This is a genomic window from Streptomyces erythrochromogenes, assembly GCF_036170895.1.
In the GTDB taxonomy this organism is placed as follows: Bacteria; Actinomycetota; Actinomycetes; order Streptomycetales; family Streptomycetaceae; genus Streptomyces; species Streptomyces erythrochromogenes.
Map to the genome: position 1 here is coordinate 655659 of NZ_CP108036.1, position 15768 is coordinate 671426.

Annotated in this window: 14 protein-coding genes; 6 read left to right on the top strand and 8 right to left on the bottom strand. The window is 72.3% G+C overall.

Annotated features, from left to right (window positions below):
- The first annotated feature begins 183 nt into the window (after positions 1-183).
- Together melC1 and melC2 are read left to right on the top strand one after the other, a co-directional pair.
- Positions 184-573, top strand: coding sequence for an apotyrosinase chaperone MelC1 (gene melC1 / locus OHA91_RS03140; RefSeq protein ID WP_266495769.1), 390 nt, complete (start codon positions 184-186; stop codon positions 571-573).
- Entirely contained in the window at positions 570-1415 is an 846-nt protein-coding gene (gene melC2, locus OHA91_RS03145) for a tyrosinase MelC2 (protein WP_266495766.1), read from the top strand. Before melC1 ends, melC2 begins: the two co-directional genes overlap by 4 nt.
- On the opposite strand, the gene OHA91_RS03150 is transcribed toward melC2, so the two are convergent.
- Positions 1373-2074, bottom strand: coding sequence for a response regulator (locus OHA91_RS03150; RefSeq protein ID WP_266495763.1), 702 nt, complete (start codon positions 2072-2074; stop codon positions 1373-1375). The two genes, melC2 and OHA91_RS03150, sit on opposite strands and share 43 nt — an antisense overlap.
- On the bottom strand, positions 2071-3684 hold the full coding sequence (locus tag OHA91_RS03155; protein WP_328741062.1) for a sensor histidine kinase: 1614 nt from the start codon (positions 3682-3684) through the stop codon (positions 2071-2073). The genes OHA91_RS03150 and OHA91_RS03155 overlap by 4 nt, the downstream gene beginning before the upstream one ends.
- 156 nt (positions 3685-3840) lie before the next feature.
- Here OHA91_RS03155 and OHA91_RS03160 point away from each other — a divergent pair, with 156 nt between their 5' ends.
- Positions 3841-5235, top strand: a complete 1395-nt coding sequence (locus OHA91_RS03160; RefSeq protein ID WP_266495758.1) for a cation:dicarboxylate symporter family transporter — start codon at positions 3841-3843, stop codon at positions 5233-5235.
- A 280-nt stretch (positions 5236-5515) separates the two neighbouring features.
- Entirely contained in the window at positions 5516-7288 is a 1773-nt protein-coding gene (locus tag OHA91_RS03165; protein WP_266495755.1) for a S8 family peptidase, read from the top strand.
- A gap of 31 nt (positions 7289-7319) precedes the next feature.
- On the opposite strand, the gene OHA91_RS03170 is transcribed toward OHA91_RS03165, so the two are convergent.
- From OHA91_RS03170 to OHA91_RS03185, 4 genes are all read right to left on the bottom strand, one after another.
- Positions 7320-8732, bottom strand: a complete 1413-nt coding sequence (locus OHA91_RS03170; protein WP_328738522.1) for an alpha/beta hydrolase family protein — start codon at positions 8730-8732, stop codon at positions 7320-7322.
- Positions 8733-8812: 80 nt separating this feature from the next.
- Entirely contained in the window at positions 8813-9493 is a 681-nt protein-coding gene (locus OHA91_RS03175; protein ID WP_266495748.1) for a (2Fe-2S)-binding protein, read from the bottom strand.
- Positions 9494-9549: 56 nt separating this feature from the next.
- The gene (locus tag OHA91_RS03180) at positions 9550-9960 is read right to left on the bottom strand and encodes a VOC family protein (RefSeq protein ID WP_266495745.1); all 411 of its coding nucleotides are present in this window, start codon (positions 9958-9960) and stop codon (positions 9550-9552) included.
- A gap of 77 nt (positions 9961-10037) precedes the next feature.
- The gene (locus OHA91_RS03185) at positions 10038-10838 is read right to left on the bottom strand and encodes an alpha/beta fold hydrolase (protein ID WP_266495742.1); all 801 of its coding nucleotides are present in this window, start codon (positions 10836-10838) and stop codon (positions 10038-10040) included.
- A gap of 140 nt (positions 10839-10978) precedes the next feature.
- Here OHA91_RS03185 and OHA91_RS03190 point away from each other — a divergent pair, with 140 nt between their 5' ends.
- A complete protein-coding gene (locus OHA91_RS03190) occupies positions 10979-11665 on the top strand; it encodes a GNAT family N-acetyltransferase (RefSeq protein ID WP_030820224.1) in 687 nt (228 codons plus the stop codon).
- A 41-nt stretch (positions 11666-11706) separates the two neighbouring features.
- Here OHA91_RS03190 and OHA91_RS03195 read toward each other — a convergent pair whose 3' ends face one another.
- A complete protein-coding gene (locus OHA91_RS03195) occupies positions 11707-12735 on the bottom strand; it encodes a TolB family protein (protein ID WP_328738523.1) in 1029 nt (342 codons plus the stop codon).
- A 256-nt stretch (positions 12736-12991) separates the two neighbouring features.
- Between OHA91_RS03195 and OHA91_RS03200 the strand changes: the two genes are divergently transcribed.
- On the top strand, positions 12992-14266 hold the full coding sequence (locus OHA91_RS03200) for an alpha/beta hydrolase (RefSeq protein WP_328738524.1): 1275 nt from the start codon (positions 12992-12994) through the stop codon (positions 14264-14266).
- On the opposite strand, the gene OHA91_RS03205 is transcribed toward OHA91_RS03200, so the two are convergent.
- Positions 14244-15725 (bottom strand): carboxylesterase/lipase family protein, encoded by a 1482-nt coding sequence (locus OHA91_RS03205; protein ID WP_328738525.1) that lies wholly within the window; start codon positions 15723-15725, stop codon positions 14244-14246. The genes OHA91_RS03200 and OHA91_RS03205 overlap by 23 nt on opposite strands.
- Between the last annotated feature and the right edge of the window lie 43 nt (positions 15726-15768).

Genomic DNA, 15768 nt, shown 5'->3' on the forward strand with positions numbered 1-15768 from the left:
TCATACGACCCCCGCTCTCCAGAAGAAATTACCGCCGAGTAGACTCAATCCCGCAGATCTTCCCGTCCGAGCCTCAGGAGCCGGTCCGGACGGGAAGATCATCCAACTTGTTCTACCGGAAACTTATCCGCTGATGTCCGGATACCGGCCAAGCCCCTCCCGAGCGCTGATACTTCTTCGGGCATGAACAAGATCACCCGCCGTCAGGCCCTGGGGACAACTGCCGGTGCACTCACCGTCCTCGGCCTGACCGCTGCAGCAACGAGCGTCGCCACGAGCGCCGCCGCGACCCCCGCCGCGCCCACACCCCCGGGCACGGTCGACGAGGTCTACCAGGGCCGCCGCATCCAGATCACCATGGGCGGCGGAGGCCACCACGGCGGCCACCACTCACCCGGCCAACCCACCGTCCGAATAGACGGCAGAGAACTCCACATCATGCGCAACGCCGACGGCAGCTGGATCAGCGTGATCAACCACTACGAGACGTTCGCCGAGCCCAAGCTCCTCGCCCGCGCCGCCGTCCGCGACCTCCAGGGCGCTCCCCTCGTCCCCTTCGGAGGTGCGGCATGACCGTCCGCAAGAACCAGGCCACGCTGACCCCCGACGAGAAGCGCGCCTTCACCTCGGCACTGCTGGAACTCAAGCGCAACGGCAGCTACGACCGCTTCGTCACCACCCACAACGGCTTCATCATGAGCGACACCGACTCGGGCGACCGCGTCGGCCACCGCTCCCCCTCCTTCCTGCCGTGGCACCGCCGCTTCCTGCTGGAGTTCGAGGAGGCGCTGCAGAAAGTGGACGCGAGCGTCGCGATCCCCTACTGGGACTGGACCGCGGACCGCACCACCCGCTCCTCCCTCTGGGCCCCCGACTTCCTCGGCGGCACCGGGCGGGCCCGCGACGGGCAGGTCATCGACGGGCCCTTCGCCTACTCGACGGGCCGCTGGAACGTAGACGTGCGCGTGGACGGGCGCCCGTACCTGCGACGCGCCCTCGGCGCCGGCGTCGCCCAGCTGCCGACCCGGGCCGAGGTGGACTCCGTACTCGCCATGCCGGTCTACGACATGGCCCCCTGGAACAGCTCCTCCAACGGCTTCCGCAACCACCTGGAGGGCTGGCGCGGCGCCAACCTGCACAACCGGGTGCACGTGTGGGTCGGCGGGCAGATGTCCACCGGGGTCTCCCCCAACGACCCGGTGTTCTGGATGCACCACGCCTTCATCGACAAGCTGTGGGCGGACTGGCAGGCCAAGCACCCGCAGTCCACGTACCTGCCGGCCGCGGGCACGACGAACGTGGTGGACCTGAACGACACCATGCGGCCGTGGAGCAACGTGACCCCGGCGGACATGCTCGACCACCGCAAGTTCTACACCTTCGACACCGAACCGGCCGCCGCCAGCCAGCGGTAGTGCAGTTCGGGGCGGCCGACCTGGCCGTACCGGGGGGTCCGGTCCGCACGGCCGGTGTCCACCAGGTGCTCCAGGTAGCGGCGGGCGGTGATCCGGGAGATCCCGGCCGCCTCGGCCGCCCCCGCCGCGGTCAGCCCCTCGGGCGCGGCCCGCAGCAGGACGGCGACCCGGTCCAGGGTCGGCGCGCTCAGCCCCTTGGGGAGTTCGGCCGGGCGGGGCGCGCGCAGGGCCGCCATCGCCCGGTCGACATCGTCCTGGCCGGCCGCCTCCCCCGCCGTCGCGCGGAACTCGGCGTAGCGCAGAAGCCGTTCGCGCAGGGTCGGGAAGGCGAAGGGCTTCAGGACGTACTGGACCACGCCGAGCGAGACGCTCTCGCGGACCACGGCCAGGTCCCGGGCGGACGTCACCACGATCACGTCGACCGGATGCCCGGCGGCCCGCAGTCCGCGCGCGAAGCGCAGGCCGTGCCCGTCGGGCAGGCCGAGGTCGAGCAGCAGCAGGTCGACCGGGGTGCGCTCCAGCACCCGGGTGGCCTCGGCGAGCGAGTGGACGGCGCCGACGGCCGTGAAGCCGGGCACCCGGTCGACGTAGAGCGCGTGCGCGTCGGCAGCGACCTGGTCGTCCTCGACCACCAGCACGCGCACCTCGGTGCCGCTCACCGCGGACCGCCCGCGGCCGGGGACCGGTCCGCGGCCGGGGACCGGTCCGCGGCCGGGGACCGGTCCGCGGCCCGCTCGGGCGCCGTGGGCAGCCGTACGGTGAACTCCGCGCCGCCGCCCGGTCCCTGCGCGGCGACCACCGCGCCGCCGTAGCGCTGCGCGACCTGGGCGACGAGTGCGAGGCCGAGTCCGCGGCCCTCCCCCTTGCCCGACCAGCCCCGGCGGAACACGTCCACCCCCTCGGGCAGCCCGGGCCCGTTGTCGGCGACCCGCAGCAGCAGCTCGTCGCGCTCGGGCCGCAGCGTGACCGCGATCCGCGCACCGGGTACGGCCGTCACCGCATCGACGGCGTTGTCTATGAGGTTGCCCAGCACGGTGACGAGGTCGCGGGCCGGCGGCAGTCCGCCCAGGTCGGCGAGGCTGCGGCTGTCGGCGGTGACGACGAGCTCGACGCCCCGTTCGTGCGCCTGGGCGGCCTTGCCCAGCAGCAGCGCGACCAGTACCGGCTCCCCCACCGCGGAGACCACCTCGTCGGTGAGGGCCTGGGCCAGTTCCAGTTCGGCGGTGGCGAAGTCCACCGCCTCCTGCGCCCGGCCGAGCTCGATGAGGGACACCACGGTGTGCAGCCGGTTGGCCGCCTCATGGGCCTGGGAGCGCAGCGCCTGGGTGAAGCCCCGCTCGTGGTCCAGCTCGCCGGTCAGCGCCTGCAGCTCCGTGTGGTCGCGCAGGGTGACCACGGTGCCGCGGCGGCCGCCGCCTGCGACCGGCGAGCTGTTGACCACCAGCACCCGGTCCGCCGTCAGGTGCACCTCGTCCACCCGGGGCCGGTCGGCGAGCAGCACACCGGTGAGCGGAGCCGGCAGCCCGAGGTCGGCGGCCCCGGTTCCGGTGACGTCCCCCGGCAGGCCCAGCAGCTCGCGGCCGGCGTCGTTGATCAGCGTGATCCTGCGCTGCCCGTCGAGCATGAGCAGTCCCTCGCGCACCCCGTGCAGGGCCGCCTGGTGGTAGTCGTACATCCGGCTGAGCTCGGCCGCGTTCATGCCATGAGTGTGGCGGCGCAGCCTCGCGTTGACGACGTACGTGCCCGCACCGCCCAGGGCGAGCGCGCCTCCCGCGACCCAGACGAGCGCGGCGAGCTGCGCACCGAGCCGGTCGCTGATGGCGCGGACGGTGATCCCCGCGCTGACCAGGCCGACGATCCGGCCGCCGTCCTCCAGCGGGGTGACCACGCGGATGGAGGGGCCGAGGGTGCCGGTGTAGGTCTCGCTGAAGGTCTCGCCGCGCAGGGCCGGGGCGGTGTTGCCCATGAAGGGCTCGCCGATCCGGCGCGGGTCGGGGTGGGTCCAGCGCCTGCCGTCCGGGGCCATGATCGTCACGAAGTCGACCCCGGAGTCCACGCGGACCTTCTGCGCATAGGGCTGGAGCTCGACCGACGGGTCGTTCCCGCGCGCCGCTCCCCGCACGGCCTCGCGTACGGAGGGCGAGTCCGCGACCGCGCGGGCCACGGCCCCGGCCTGGCGCCGGGCGGCCTCCTCGGCCTGGCCCCGGGCGGTGGCGTAGGCGAAGACGGCGCAGCCCGCGACGACCACGGCGACGAGCAGTACCTGCATGGCGAAGAGCTGGCCGGCGAGGCTGCGCGGCGGACGAGGGAAGCGGAACATGGCGCTCAGTGTGCACCGGGTCGTGAACTCAATGAACGCAAGGGTGACCGGGGTCACAGCCCTGGGTGATGGTCTCCCCGGACGACTTCACCACCAGGAGGCATCGTGGCCGCCAAGCGCGACAGAACGCACTATCTCTACATCGCGGTGATCGCCGCGGTGCTGCTCGGCATCGCGGTCGGGTTCGCCGCACCCGGCGTGGCCGTGGAGCTCAAACCCCTCGGCACGGGCTTCGTGAACCTCATCAAGATGATGATCTCACCCGTGATCTTCTGCACGATCGTGCTGGGCATCGGTTCGGTACGCAAGGCCGCCAAGGTCGGCGCCGTGGGCGGACTGGCCCTCGGCTACTTCATGATCATGTCCACGGTGGCGCTGGCCATCGGCCTGCTGGTCGGCAACCTCCTGGAGCCGGGCAGCGGGCTGCAGCTGACCGAGGCGGCGCGCAGCGCGGGCGAGGCGCAGGCCAAGGCGGGCGGGGCCGAGAGCACCCCGGAGTTCCTGCTCGGGATCATCCCGACCACGCTGGTCTCCGCCTTCACCGGCGGCGAGGTGCTCCAGACGCTGCTGGTGGCGCTGCTGTGCGGGTTCGCGCTCCAGGCCATGGGCGCGGCGGGCGAGCCCGTGCTGCGGGGCATCGGGCACGTGCAGAAGCTGGTGTTCCGGGTGCTCGCGATGATCATGTGGGCGGCTCCCGTGGGCGCTTTCGGAGCGATCGCGGCGGTGGTCGGCGCGACCGGCATCGACGCGCTGAAGTCCCTCGCCGTCATCATGATCGGCTTCTACACGACCTGCCTGCTCTTCGTCTTCCTGGTGCTGGGCACGCTGCTGCGCGTGTGCACGGGGGTGAGCATCTTCGCCCTGCTGCGCTACCTGGGCCGGGAGTTCCTGCTGATCCTCTCGACCTCCTCGTCGGAGTCGGCGCTGCCGCGGCTGATCGCGAAGATGGAGCACCTGGGGGTCTCGCGGCCGGTGACCGGTATCACGGTGCCGACCGGGTACTCCTTCAACCTGGACGGGACCGCGATCTACCTGACGATGTCCTCGCTGTTCGTCGCCGAGGCGATGGGCACGCCGCTGGCCCTGGGCGAGCAGATCTCCCTGCTGCTGTTCATGATCATCGCGTCGAAGGGTGCGGCCGGGGTGACCGGCGCGGGTCTGGCCACCCTCGCCGGCGGCCTCCAGTCGCACCGGCCCGAACTCGTCGACGGGGTCGGCCTGATCGTGGGCATCGACCGGTTCATGAGCGAGGCCCGAGCCCTGACGAACTTCGCGGGCAACGCGGTCGCGACGGTGCTCATCGGGACGTGGACGAGGGAGTTCGACCGCGACCGGGCCTCCGAAGTCCTGGCGGGACGGCTGCCGTTCGACGAGAAGACGCTGGTCGACGACGGACACGGGACGCAACCGGCCGAACCGGACACGGCTCCGGAGGCGGCCCCGGCCGCGACCGCCGCGCCGGTCCCGGCGCACAACCCCAAGGACGGCGTTCCGGTCTAGGACTCCTCCCCCCGGACGGTCCGCCCCCGCGGGCCGGCCGGGCAGGGCTCGCCCCCACGGTGCCCAGCCCGGCCGGCCCGCCGCATTCTCCGCACTTGCACCCATAGTCGGTATTCGGCCACCGATAAGCGAACCCCGCTGCTGTAAAAGGTACTTCCGCAACCGGCCGCGTGCATGACATCTTGCGTCCACCACTTGTTTCGTACGGCCCGGCCTGACCACCGGGTCAACGGAGGACGCATTGATACCCCACATATCCAGCCGACCTCGGCGTACCCTCGTGCTGGCCGCCACCCTCGGTGCGGCCCTGGCCTTCGGGGCGCCCGCCGCGCTCGCCGGCACCGCTCCGGTCTCTCCGTCCGGCTCCGCCGCCTCCGCTCCCGCGGCGGCGCCCAAGGCCGCGGCCCCTGCTTCCCAGAGTGCGACCTGGGTTGCCGGCACCCGCGCCTACCTCGTGATCACCGCCCCCGGTGACACCACGGCGGTCCGCAACGCGGTCACCGCCAACGGGGGAACGGTCTTCCAGTACTACGACGCGATCGGCGTCATCACCGCCCACTCCGCGTCCGCCTCCTTCGCCGCCACCATGCGCGGCGTCAGCGGGGTCCAGCAGGTCGGCGCCACCCGCACCTCCGACGTGCCGGCGGACGCCTACAACCCGGCGCTGCCCGCCAACCCGGCGCAGTCCACGACTCCTTCGGGCGAGCCGGTCCGCGCCGACATGACGCAGATCAAGGCCGACCAGGCCTGGGCCGTCACCACGGGCTCCGCGTCCGTCAAGGTCGGCATCCTGGACACCGGTGTGGACGACCAGCACCAGGACCTGGCCCCGAACTTCAACGCCGCGGACTCCGCGTCCTGCGCGTACGGCAAGCCGGACACCCGTACGGGCGCCTGGCGCGACGTCGGCACCCACGGCACGCACGTGGCCGGTACGGTCGCCGCCGCCAAGAACGGCAAGGGCGTCATCGGCGTGGCCCCGGGCGTGAAGATCTCCTCGGTGCGCATCGCCGAGCCGAACTCCTCGCTGTTCTTCGCCGAGAACACCGTCTGCGGCTTCATGTGGGCCGGCGACCACGGCTTCAAGGTCACCAACAACAGCTACTACACGGACCCCTGGCAGTTCAACTGCCCGGACAACGCCGACCAGGCCGCGATCATCGAGGGCGTCAAGCGCGCCCAGGAGTACGCGGAGGGCAAGGGCTCGCTGCAGGTCGCGGCGGCCGGCAACTCCAACCTCGACCTGGCCAACAAGACGACCGACACCGAGAGCCCGAACGACTCGACGCCGGTCACCCGCACCATCACCAACGCCTGCCTGGACATCCCGACCGAGCTCCCGGGCGTGGTCACGGTCTCGGCGATGGGCACCACCGCGAAGGCCTCGTACTCCAACTACGGCCTGAACGTCGTCGACGTCACGGCCCCCGGCGGAGACACCACCGGCATCTACAGCACCCTGCCGGGCGGCAAGTACGGCTCCATGAGCGGCACCTCGATGGCCTCGCCGCACGTCGCCGGTGTGGCGGCGCTGCTGGTCAGCACCAACCCGGGCATCACCCCGGCGCAGCTGCGCGACAAGCTGGCCACCCAGGCCAACGACGTCGCCTGCCCGTCGGACGGCCGCTGCAAGGGCACCACGGCGAAGAACGGCTTCTTCGGCGAGGGCCAGGTCGACGCCCTCAAGGCGGTCGGCAGCACCCCGCCGCCCGGCAAGTACTTCGAGAACACCGCGGACTTCGCCATCGGTGACAACACCACCGTGGAGAGCCCGCTCACCGTCAGCGGCGTGACCGGCAACGCCCCGGCCACCCTCAAGGTCGGTGTGAACATCGTCCACACCTACATCGGTGACCTCAAGGTCGACCTGATCGCCCCGGACGGCACCGTCTACACGGTCCACAACCGCTCGGGCGGCAGCACCGACAACATCAACCAGGTCTACACCGTCAACGCCTCCTCCGAGGTCGCGAACGGCACCTGGAAGCTCCGGGTCAACGACAACGCCGGCGGCGACACCGGCAGGATCGACTCCTGGAACCTCACCTTCTGAGGTCTCCTGAACCGCTGGGGCACATGAGCGACTAGCGCTGGAGCACGTCGGCGAGCCAGTCGAAGACGACGTCGCAGTGCTGCTGCGGGGCCATCGGGGAGCAGTGCAACTGCGCCCCGGTGGCCTTCGTCAGTTTCACGTACTCCCGCCGCGTGCGGAGCAGTTCGTACATCTCGCGCGGCTGGCCCGGGTAGAACTGCTCGAAGTCGTAGTCCAGGACGAGCGTCGGGGCCTTGATCCGCCCGACCACCTTGGTGATGTCGAGACCGATGGCCACCTGAGCCGGTGTCCACAGGTCCGTGAGGACCTTGCCCCCGCGCGCCTGGCGCAGCGCCTGCCGGTCGAAGACCTCGAAGCGCTTCTTGACGGTGAAGGCCAGCTGGGGGGTCAGTTCCGGAACGACCTCCTCGTTCCAGATCCGGTTGGTCTCCGCCTTGTCGGGCGTGACGATGTCGCGCAGCTCCTTGTCGAAGCCGAGCCAGGGGCTGAGGCATCCGGGCTGCGCGACGACGGCGGCGAGCCGGTGCTCGAAGGCGGCGGCGCGCGGGGCGAGGTTGCCGCCCATGCTCAGTCCGGTGATGGCGATCCGGTCGCCGTCCACGTCCTCGCGCCGGAGCAGCCAGTCGACGATCGGGCTGACCACCGTCTCCCAGCGGGTGGTGAAGGGGATCTCCTCCACGAACAGCAACTGCCCCTGGCCGGGGCCGTCGTAGACGAGTGCGTTCCAGCCCCGGTCGAGGGCCGCGGACACGCCGTAGGTCCACATGTCGAGGTTCTGCCCGTCACTGCCGTTGGTCAGGATGACGGTGGGGCGCCGCTCGGCGGGACCGTCCGGGCTGAAGAACCAGAGCGGCAGCCGGGTCCTGCCCCACCGGACGCTGTCCGTGACGGCGGCCGGCGTGCAGAGCCTCGCGAAGGTGTCCCAGGCCTTGCGTCCCGCCCGGTAGACCGCCTCCTCGTCACCCGGCTCGTCGGTGCCCAGTACGTAGAACAGCGCCTGGGCGTAGTACTGGGCCGCCCGCAGCGAGCGGAAGCGACGGGTCTGCGACGGTGTCCCGCCGCCGTCCCGCCCGGCGGCCGGCGGCGCGGCGAGCTTGTCGCCCCAGGACCGGAAGGTGTCGGTGTACGTCTGCTCCGAAAGACCGGCCGCGTTGATGGCGTTGACCGCGGTGAGCACCTCGCCGACCTCGGAGGCGCGCATGCCGGCGGCTCCGAGGGCGAGCAGCCCCGCGAAGTTGAAGCCGGGGTCGGCGAAGAGCTTCATCGCTCCAGGCGCCGGATCCGAGGCCGACGCGGAAGGCGCGGACGGCGCGGACGGCGCGGGCACGGCGGCCGCGGTGCAGGCGGTGCTCCCGACGGCGAGCGCCCCGGCTCCCGCGGCCAGCCCGGTCAGGGCGGCGCGGCGGGTGAGGGACGCGGGCTGGTGCGGTGTGCTTGCGGTCATGCAGGGGACGCTACGGCGCACCCCCGCGCCCGGCGGTGCGCCGCGCCCTCCCCTGCTCCGAACGGGCCCCCGCGGACGGCTCAGCCACTCCGCCGGGTGCGCAGGACGCAGTCGCCGCACAGGCCGCCGCCGCCCGGGACCCGGTAGTAGAGGCAGCAGCTGCGCCGTACGAAGGCCACGCCGAGCCCCTCCTCGTGGATGAACTCGCCGGTGCCGGCGAGCGCGCCGTCCTCGGCCAGCAGGTCGCGCACCAGCCCGGGGGCCGCGCCGCCCGGGACCCGGTCGATCAGCACCCGCAGCGCGCCGACCAGCCCGGACGCGGCGTTCCCCCGCAGGACCGTCGGGGAGACCCCGTAGCGCTCCCGCAGAGCCGTCTCCAGCAGGGCCAGGTTCCCCAGGACCGACTCCCCGAGGCCCTCGGCGGGCCGGCCTGCGGGCTCGGGCAGCCAGAGCCGGAGCGACCCTTCGTCCGGCTGCCGCCACCACACCCGGTCGGCGGCCAGGTCCGGCACCCGACCGGCCAGGGCCGCGCACCCCAGGCCGATCGACCACAGCCGGGAGGCGATCCCGAACTGGGCGGTCGAGGCGGCCACCCTGCCGGGTCCGCTGCCGATGCGGCGGCCCACCTCGGCCACGTACGGCACGAGTTGCCCGCTGTACAGCGCCGTGAGCGGCCGGTAGCCGGGCCCTGGCGGCTCCTGCCCGTACGCGACGGTGAAGAAGGGCCCCACGTCGGCCAGTCGCCGCAGTACGTCGTCCATACCGGGAATGATCTCAGGCTCCGTGCATGGACGTGCTCACGTCACCGCCAGGACGGTCAGGCGGGGTCCGGCGTCGCCCCTTCGAGGATCTCCACGTAGTGCGGGTTGCGCATGATCCCCAGCACGTTGCCGAAGGGGTCGGTGACCGCCGCCGTGACGAACCCGCCGTCACCGTGCGCGGTCACGGGCTGGTACTCCTCGGCCCCCAGCTCCAGAAGCCGCCGGCGGACCCCCGGGAGGTCGTCGACGACCCAGTAGGCCACCGCCCCGCCCGGCTCCTTGGCGGCGCCCGGCGGGGCGTAACGGCGGTCGACGAGGCCGATCTCGTGCTGGTAGTCGCCGATGCGGAACTCCGCGTACCCCGGTCGCTCGAAGTACGGCGCGGTCCCCAGCACCTCGGTGTACCAGGCCTTCGCCGCCTCCAGGTCGTCGGCCCAGAAGTTGATCGTCGCAAAACCGCGCAGCATGTGCACCCTCCTCGACGTGATCTTCCCCCGACAGTACGGCTCCACGGCCCGCGGCGGGCCCTGCGGACCCGACCGGCTCAGAGGCCGGCGAGGAACTCCAGCAGCACCCGGTTGAAGGCCTCCGGCTGCTCCACCCCCGGCAGGTGCCCCGCCCCCTCGATCACGGCGAGGACCGAGTGCGGCAGCAGCGCGTGCAGGGCCTCGGCCTCCGCGACCGGGGTGAAGACGTCGTCGGCGCCGACCAGCACCAGGCAGGGCTCGGCGGCGCCGGCGAGCACCGGCCGGTAGTCGGGGCGCTCGGCCCGGCCTCGCTGTGCGGCGGCCGCGCCCTCGGGGTCGGTCGCGCACATCATGGCCGTGACCCGGGCGGCGGCCCCGGGCATGCCGGTCACGTTGTAGGGCGCCAGCATCTTGTCGATCACCTCTTCGGCGTAGGGCCGCATGCCCTCGGCGACCAGTCGTTCGGCGGTCTCCCGGCGCAGTTTCGCCCCGGCTTCCGTCTCGGGCGCCGGGGAGGTGTCGGAGAGCACGAGGGCCCGTACCAGACCCGGGTGGCGCAGCCGCATCTCCATCGCGATCTGACCGCCCATGGACACACCACCGACGACCACCTGTTCGATGCCCAGCCCGGCGAGGAGGGCGGCGAGATCGTCCGCGAGATCGGCGAGCAGGACCTTGCCCGGCAGGACCGGACTGTCTCCGTATCCTCGCAGGTCAGGCGTGATCACACGGTATCCGGCGGCCGTGAGGGCGGCCGTCTGGGGGGCCCACATCGTGCGGTTGAAGGGATGTCCGTGGATCAGGATTACGGGCGCTCCGGCGCGGGGACCCAAGTCGTCGAAAACCAGCGTCACACCATTGCCAAATTGGGGCTTCATGAGAGGACTTTAAGGGGCTACATTGAGCCACTCGCGTTCACCCGACAGCCGGTTGCCTTTCACTCGTGTTTTGCACGGGGGGCGACGTCATGGACGCAGACTGTGCAACCACCCCACCGCCCAGAAGGACCGAAGGCTCCGTGCCCGTACCCGTACACCTCGCGGGCCGCACCGTGCGGCTCGAGCCCCTCGCACCCCACCACACCGAGGCCCTGGCCGTGGCCGGTGCCGAGGATCGTACGACTTACGCCTTCACCCCCGTACCCCATGGGGTGCAGGCGTCACACGAGTACATCGACCGCGCCCTCGCCGATCAGGCCGCGGGTCGATCGCTCCCGTTCGCCATCGTCAGAGCCACTGACGGGCGCGTGGTCGGTTCGACCCGGTTCCTGGAACTCGACTACTGGCAGGGGCCACTGGTGTGGCCCGCCGTGCCGGGCGTCCCGTTCGGCGATCCTGCGACGGCGATCCCCGATGCCGCCGAGATCGGCAATACCTGGCTGTCCCCGACCGCCCAGGGCACCGGCATCAACACCGAGGCGAAGCTGCTCATGCTCCGCCACGCCTTCGAGACCTGGGGTGTCCGGCGCATCTCGCTGCGCGCCGATGCGCGCAACGGCCGGTCGCGGGCTGCGATGGAACGCCTCGGCTTCACTTGCGAGGGGGTCCGCCGGGCCCATTCGCGGGGGCTGGACGGCGCCGTCCGCAGTACCGCCTTCTACTCGATCCTCGACGAGGAGTGGCCGGCCGTACGGTCGATCATCGAGCTGAGGCTGTCGGCGGGGGCGCAGCGCAAGCGCCGCCGCAAGACCCTGATCCCGGCCTAGGCCGGACGGAAGAACGGAAAAACGGTCCTGCCCCGGCTCCCTCATCCGAGGAAGGCCGGGGCGAGGGCCGAGTCCATCAGCCGGGCGGGGGCTCCGCTCCCGTCGGCCGGTACGGCGTACAGATCGGCGCCGAAGTCCCCCGGCAGGGAGTAGACGACCGTGCCGCGGTCCGTCCACACGGCCTGGTCGTCGACGCTGCGCTCCTCGGCGAGCGGGGTCTCGGCGCCGGAGGCCAGGTCCAGGACGTGCAGCCGCCAGGGCGCCTCGGCCGGCAGGCCCGCCACCCGCTTCTTGAACACCACCCGGGTCCCGTCGGGCGACAGCGACGGACACTCGACGTTCTCGCGCAGGGCGGTCACCGTGCGCTCTGCCAGGTCGCCGCGGACCAGGTGGGTCCGGCCGCCGGTGGCCATGGTCGCGTAGAAGGTCCGCTCGTCGTCGGCGAAGGTCACACCCCAGAAGTTCACGTCGGAGCTGCGGTACGGCCTGCCGTCCTTGTGGATCGTGAAGTCCTCCAGAGAGGCGTCGAACCTGCCGGTGCGCAGGTCGAGCACCGAGGTCCGCGTCGAGAAGTCCGTACCCGCGTACGAATCCCCGCCGACGAAGACGGTCCAGGCGGCCAGGCGCCCGCCGGGCGACACCCGGGCGCGGGTGGGGATCCCCGCCAGCGGACGGGCGGCGACCTCCTGGAGGCGGGCGTCGAGGACGACGGCCCGATAGCCGTCCTGGACCCCGCTCCTGTCGGCCTGGAGGCAGATGCCGGTGCCGCCGGCCGCGTGGAAGCGCAGGCAGCTCACCCCGGACGCGGTGCGCGCCCGCTCCGGCGCGTCGGCCGGGACCGCGGTGAGCTCGTCCCGGTGCGGGCCCCAGGCCATGTTCCGGAAGACGATCCGCCGGCCCCCGTCGTCCGGGGCGAGCGAGACGTCGCCCGGGGCGGTGCGGGGACCGTCCGCGCGGGTCCGGTCCTTCTGCCCGGCCGCGGAGGAGGCCCGCAGGACGGCGAGCAGGCCCACGGTCGTGAGCACGGCGAGGGCGACGGCGAAGATCAGGATCCGGCGCTGCAGGGTCATCGGCTGACTCCGGGCGGGGTGGGCGTTCCGGGAGCGGGGCGGGGGCACCCTACCCAGGGGCACGTGCAGGAGCCAGGCATGGGCGCCCACCGGATCGCCGCCTCGCCGCCACCGGGCAATGGGCTGCCCCAGGAAACCCCAAGAGAAGGGAAAGTGCGCAACCCTGGCGTACTTTCGTTCATCTTCCGAACGGAAGAACCGAAACGTCGGACCACCCGCCCCTCTGGGGGCAGCACCAGCCGGAGAGCCACCGCACATGTCGTACGCACCCGAGGGGCAGCAGCACCAGCCTTACAGGCCGGAGGGGCACAACCCGCAGCAGCCCTACGGCGACCGGTACGGCCGGCCGTACGGGCAGCAGCCGCACGGACAGTCCCCTTACGCGGAGCAGTACGGCGGGCAGCCCCAGCCGTACGGGCAGCAGCCGCAGGGCCAGTGGGAGCAGGAGCAGCCCGAGCCCCCGCGCCGCAGGTCCCGGGGCCGGCGCTGGCTGATCGCCGGTGTTTCGGTCCTCGCGCTGGCGGGCATAGCCGCCGGCGTCATGGCCTACTACGAGATACCCCCCTTCACCGACAAGGGCTCGGCGGTGTCCTTCGGACAGGACGGGGGCGGCAAGGGCTCCGGGCAGGGCGGCGCGGGGTCCCAGCAGCCGGCGAGCTCCAAGATGCTGATGCCGACCGGGCCGGCGGCCGATTTCAAGAACTCGATGACCCTGGCCGACGGCACGCACGTGGCCGTGACCACCCTGGACGGCAAGAAGTCCGGCTTCAAGGGCAAGGTCTGGGTCTGGGCCCCCAAGGAGTACAACGACCCGAAGTTCGCCAAGAGCGGCTTCCCGGTCATGATCGCCCTCCCGGGCGGCGCCGGTTACCCGAGCAACTACTGGATGGGCACCGACCTCGGCCTGCAGACCAGCATCAGCAAGTGGTACGCGGAGGGGAAGAGCAAGCCCTTCCTGCTGGCCATGCCGGTGCTCAATCCCGGCCCGGACGACAAGGGCGTCTACTGGGACGGCTCCGACATCCCCGGCCAGCCGAAGATGGGCACCTGGCTGACCGAGGACGTCCCGGACCTGATGAAGGCGAATTTCCGCACGGTGAAGTCCCGTGACGGCTGGGCCTTCATGGGTTCCTCCACCGGCGGGTTCGCGGGCATGAAGGCGGTGCTGAAGCACCCGGACAAGTTCAAGGCCGTGATCGCCTCCGGCCCGGACATCGTCCCGGACTCCTCCCTGTGGAAGGGCCACGACAAGGAGAAGGCCGAGAACAACCCGGAGCTGCTGGCCAAGCAGCTCATCGACGCCAAGGGCCCGGACGTCTACATCGCCTTCCAGGTCGGCGACAACGAGAGCAACAAGAAGACCCTGCCGGACGTGCAGAAGTTCGTCTCCACCTTCGGCAACAAGGGGCCCGTGCACACCAGCCTGCGGGTGATCCCGGGCGGCCGGCACAACGCCAAGACCTACGTCCCGAGCATGGGCGAGGGGCCGATCCAGTACATCAGCAAGGTCATGGAAGGACCGGTCGAGTAGCCGCCGGCTCCTCCGCCCGCTCCGGCTCCGGCCCGCCGAACACCTTCGGCGGGCCGTCGCCGTTCCAGGGCGCCCAGCCCGGGTCGCCCGTCGTCGCGAACCGCACCCACGCCCCGTGCATCTCGTCGGCCAGCTCCTGCGGGGTCTCCCGCCCGGCCAGCCACCCGGCCTCGGGCACGGACAGGGCGTCGAACACGAAGCCGAGCTCCAGGGCATGGCACGCCCCGAGCCCCGGGACGCCCGAGCACCAGGCGAACTCGTACAGGAAGCTCGGCGCCGCCCGCCGGGCCCCGGCGAGCCTGCGCAGCGGATCGCGCAGCAGCCGGTCGGTGAACAGCTGCCCGGCCAGCTCGGCCGGACCGGCCGCCGGCAGGGCGGTGCGCAGCGCAGCGACGGCAGCCCGGTCCTTGCCGGTCCGGGTGCGGGCCAGTGCCACGGCGAGCGGCCCCATCCGGTCCAGCAGCCGCATGCCCCCGGTCGGGGCGAGCCAGAGCCGGTACTCCTCGGTGGTCCATCCGAACAGCAGCGGCACCGCGCCGGAAGCCGGGCCCTCCTCGGCGGTCAGGGCGTCGAGGGGGTCCACGGGCAGCGTGTCCGGGTCGACGACCAGGCCGAAGGCGGGTCCACCGAGGAGGGGGCCCGATCTGCGCAGGACGGCTGCCTGGGCGGCCATCAGGTCGGGCAGGGAAGCGGCGGTGAAGGCCGCGGCGGTGGCCTCCACCTTCAGCAGCGAGGCCATCCGCCGGACCATGGCCCGCACCCGGGGGCGCGGCAGGGCCTCGGGAGCCCCGCTCTGCAGGACCGCCTGGTGGAAGAGGCCGGCCGCGCGGGGGGCAGCCAGGAGGGCGCCGATGCTGATGGCTCCGGCGGATTCGCCGAAGAGGGTGACGCGGGCCGGGTCTCCCCCGAAGGCGGCGATGTTGTCGCGGACCCATTCGAGGGCGGCGACCTGGTCCAGCAGGCCCCGGTTGGCCGGTGCGTCGGGGAAGAGCCCGTAGCCGAGGACGCCGAGGCGGAAGTTGAAGGAGACCAGCACGACGCCGTCGCGGGCGAAGGCGGATCCGTCGTAGACGGGCACGGCCGAGGAGCCGCGGGTGTGCGCCCCGCCGTGGATCCACACCATGACCGGCAGGCCGGCCCCGGGGGCCGGCTCGGGGGTCCAGACGTTCACGTTCAGGAAGTCGTCGCCGGGGATCACCGGGTCGGGCAGCAGGGCCGCGAACGTGGGCGGGTAGGGCACTTTGGGTGCCGTCGGCCCGAAGGCCGCGGCCTCGCGCACGCCGTCCCAGGCGGCCGCAGGCGCGGGTGGCGCCAGGCGGAGGGTGCCGACGGGTGGGGCCGCGTACGGGATGCCCAGGAAGACGGAGATCCCGTCGGCCCCGGTACGGCCCTCGACCACGCCGGCCCCGGTCGCGACCCGCGGCCGGCCGACGCCGGCGGCGACGCCCTCTGCACCCATCCCGTCCTCCTGCTGCTGGTACCGGTCCCGCACGCTCGCACAG

What these genes read in the sequence shown, in the direction of transcription:
- OHA91_RS03200 (WP_328738524.1), top strand. Translation starts at nt 12,992, where the DNA reads ATGTCGTACGCACCCGAGGGGCAGCAGCACCAGCCTTACAGGCCGGAG.
- OHA91_RS03205 (WP_328738525.1), bottom strand. Translation starts at nt 15,725, where the DNA reads ATGGGTGCAGAGGGCGTCGCCGCCGGCGTCGGCCGGCCGCGGGTCGCG.
- melC1 (WP_266495769.1), top strand. Translation starts at nt 184, where the DNA reads ATGAACAAGATCACCCGCCGTCAGGCCCTGGGGACAACTGCCGGTGCA.
- OHA91_RS03195 (WP_328738523.1), bottom strand. Translation starts at nt 12,735, where the DNA reads ATGACCCTGCAGCGCCGGATCCTGATCTTCGCCGTCGCCCTCGCCGTG.
- OHA91_RS03155 (WP_328741062.1), bottom strand. Translation starts at nt 3,684, where the DNA reads ATGCAGGTACTGCTCGTCGCCGTGGTCGTCGCGGGCTGCGCCGTCTTC.
- OHA91_RS03180 (WP_266495745.1), bottom strand. Translation starts at nt 9,960, where the DNA reads ATGCTGCGCGGTTTTGCGACGATCAACTTCTGGGCCGACGACCTGGAG.
- OHA91_RS03185 (WP_266495742.1), bottom strand. Translation starts at nt 10,838, where the DNA reads ATGAAGCCCCAATTTGGCAATGGTGTGACGCTGGTTTTCGACGACTTG.
- melC2 (WP_266495766.1), top strand. Translation starts at nt 570, where the DNA reads ATGACCGTCCGCAAGAACCAGGCCACGCTGACCCCCGACGAGAAGCGC.
- OHA91_RS03170 (WP_328738522.1), bottom strand. Translation starts at nt 8,732, where the DNA reads ATGACCGCAAGCACACCGCACCAGCCCGCGTCCCTCACCCGCCGCGCC.
- OHA91_RS03175 (WP_266495748.1), bottom strand. Translation starts at nt 9,493, where the DNA reads ATGGACGACGTACTGCGGCGACTGGCCGACGTGGGGCCCTTCTTCACC.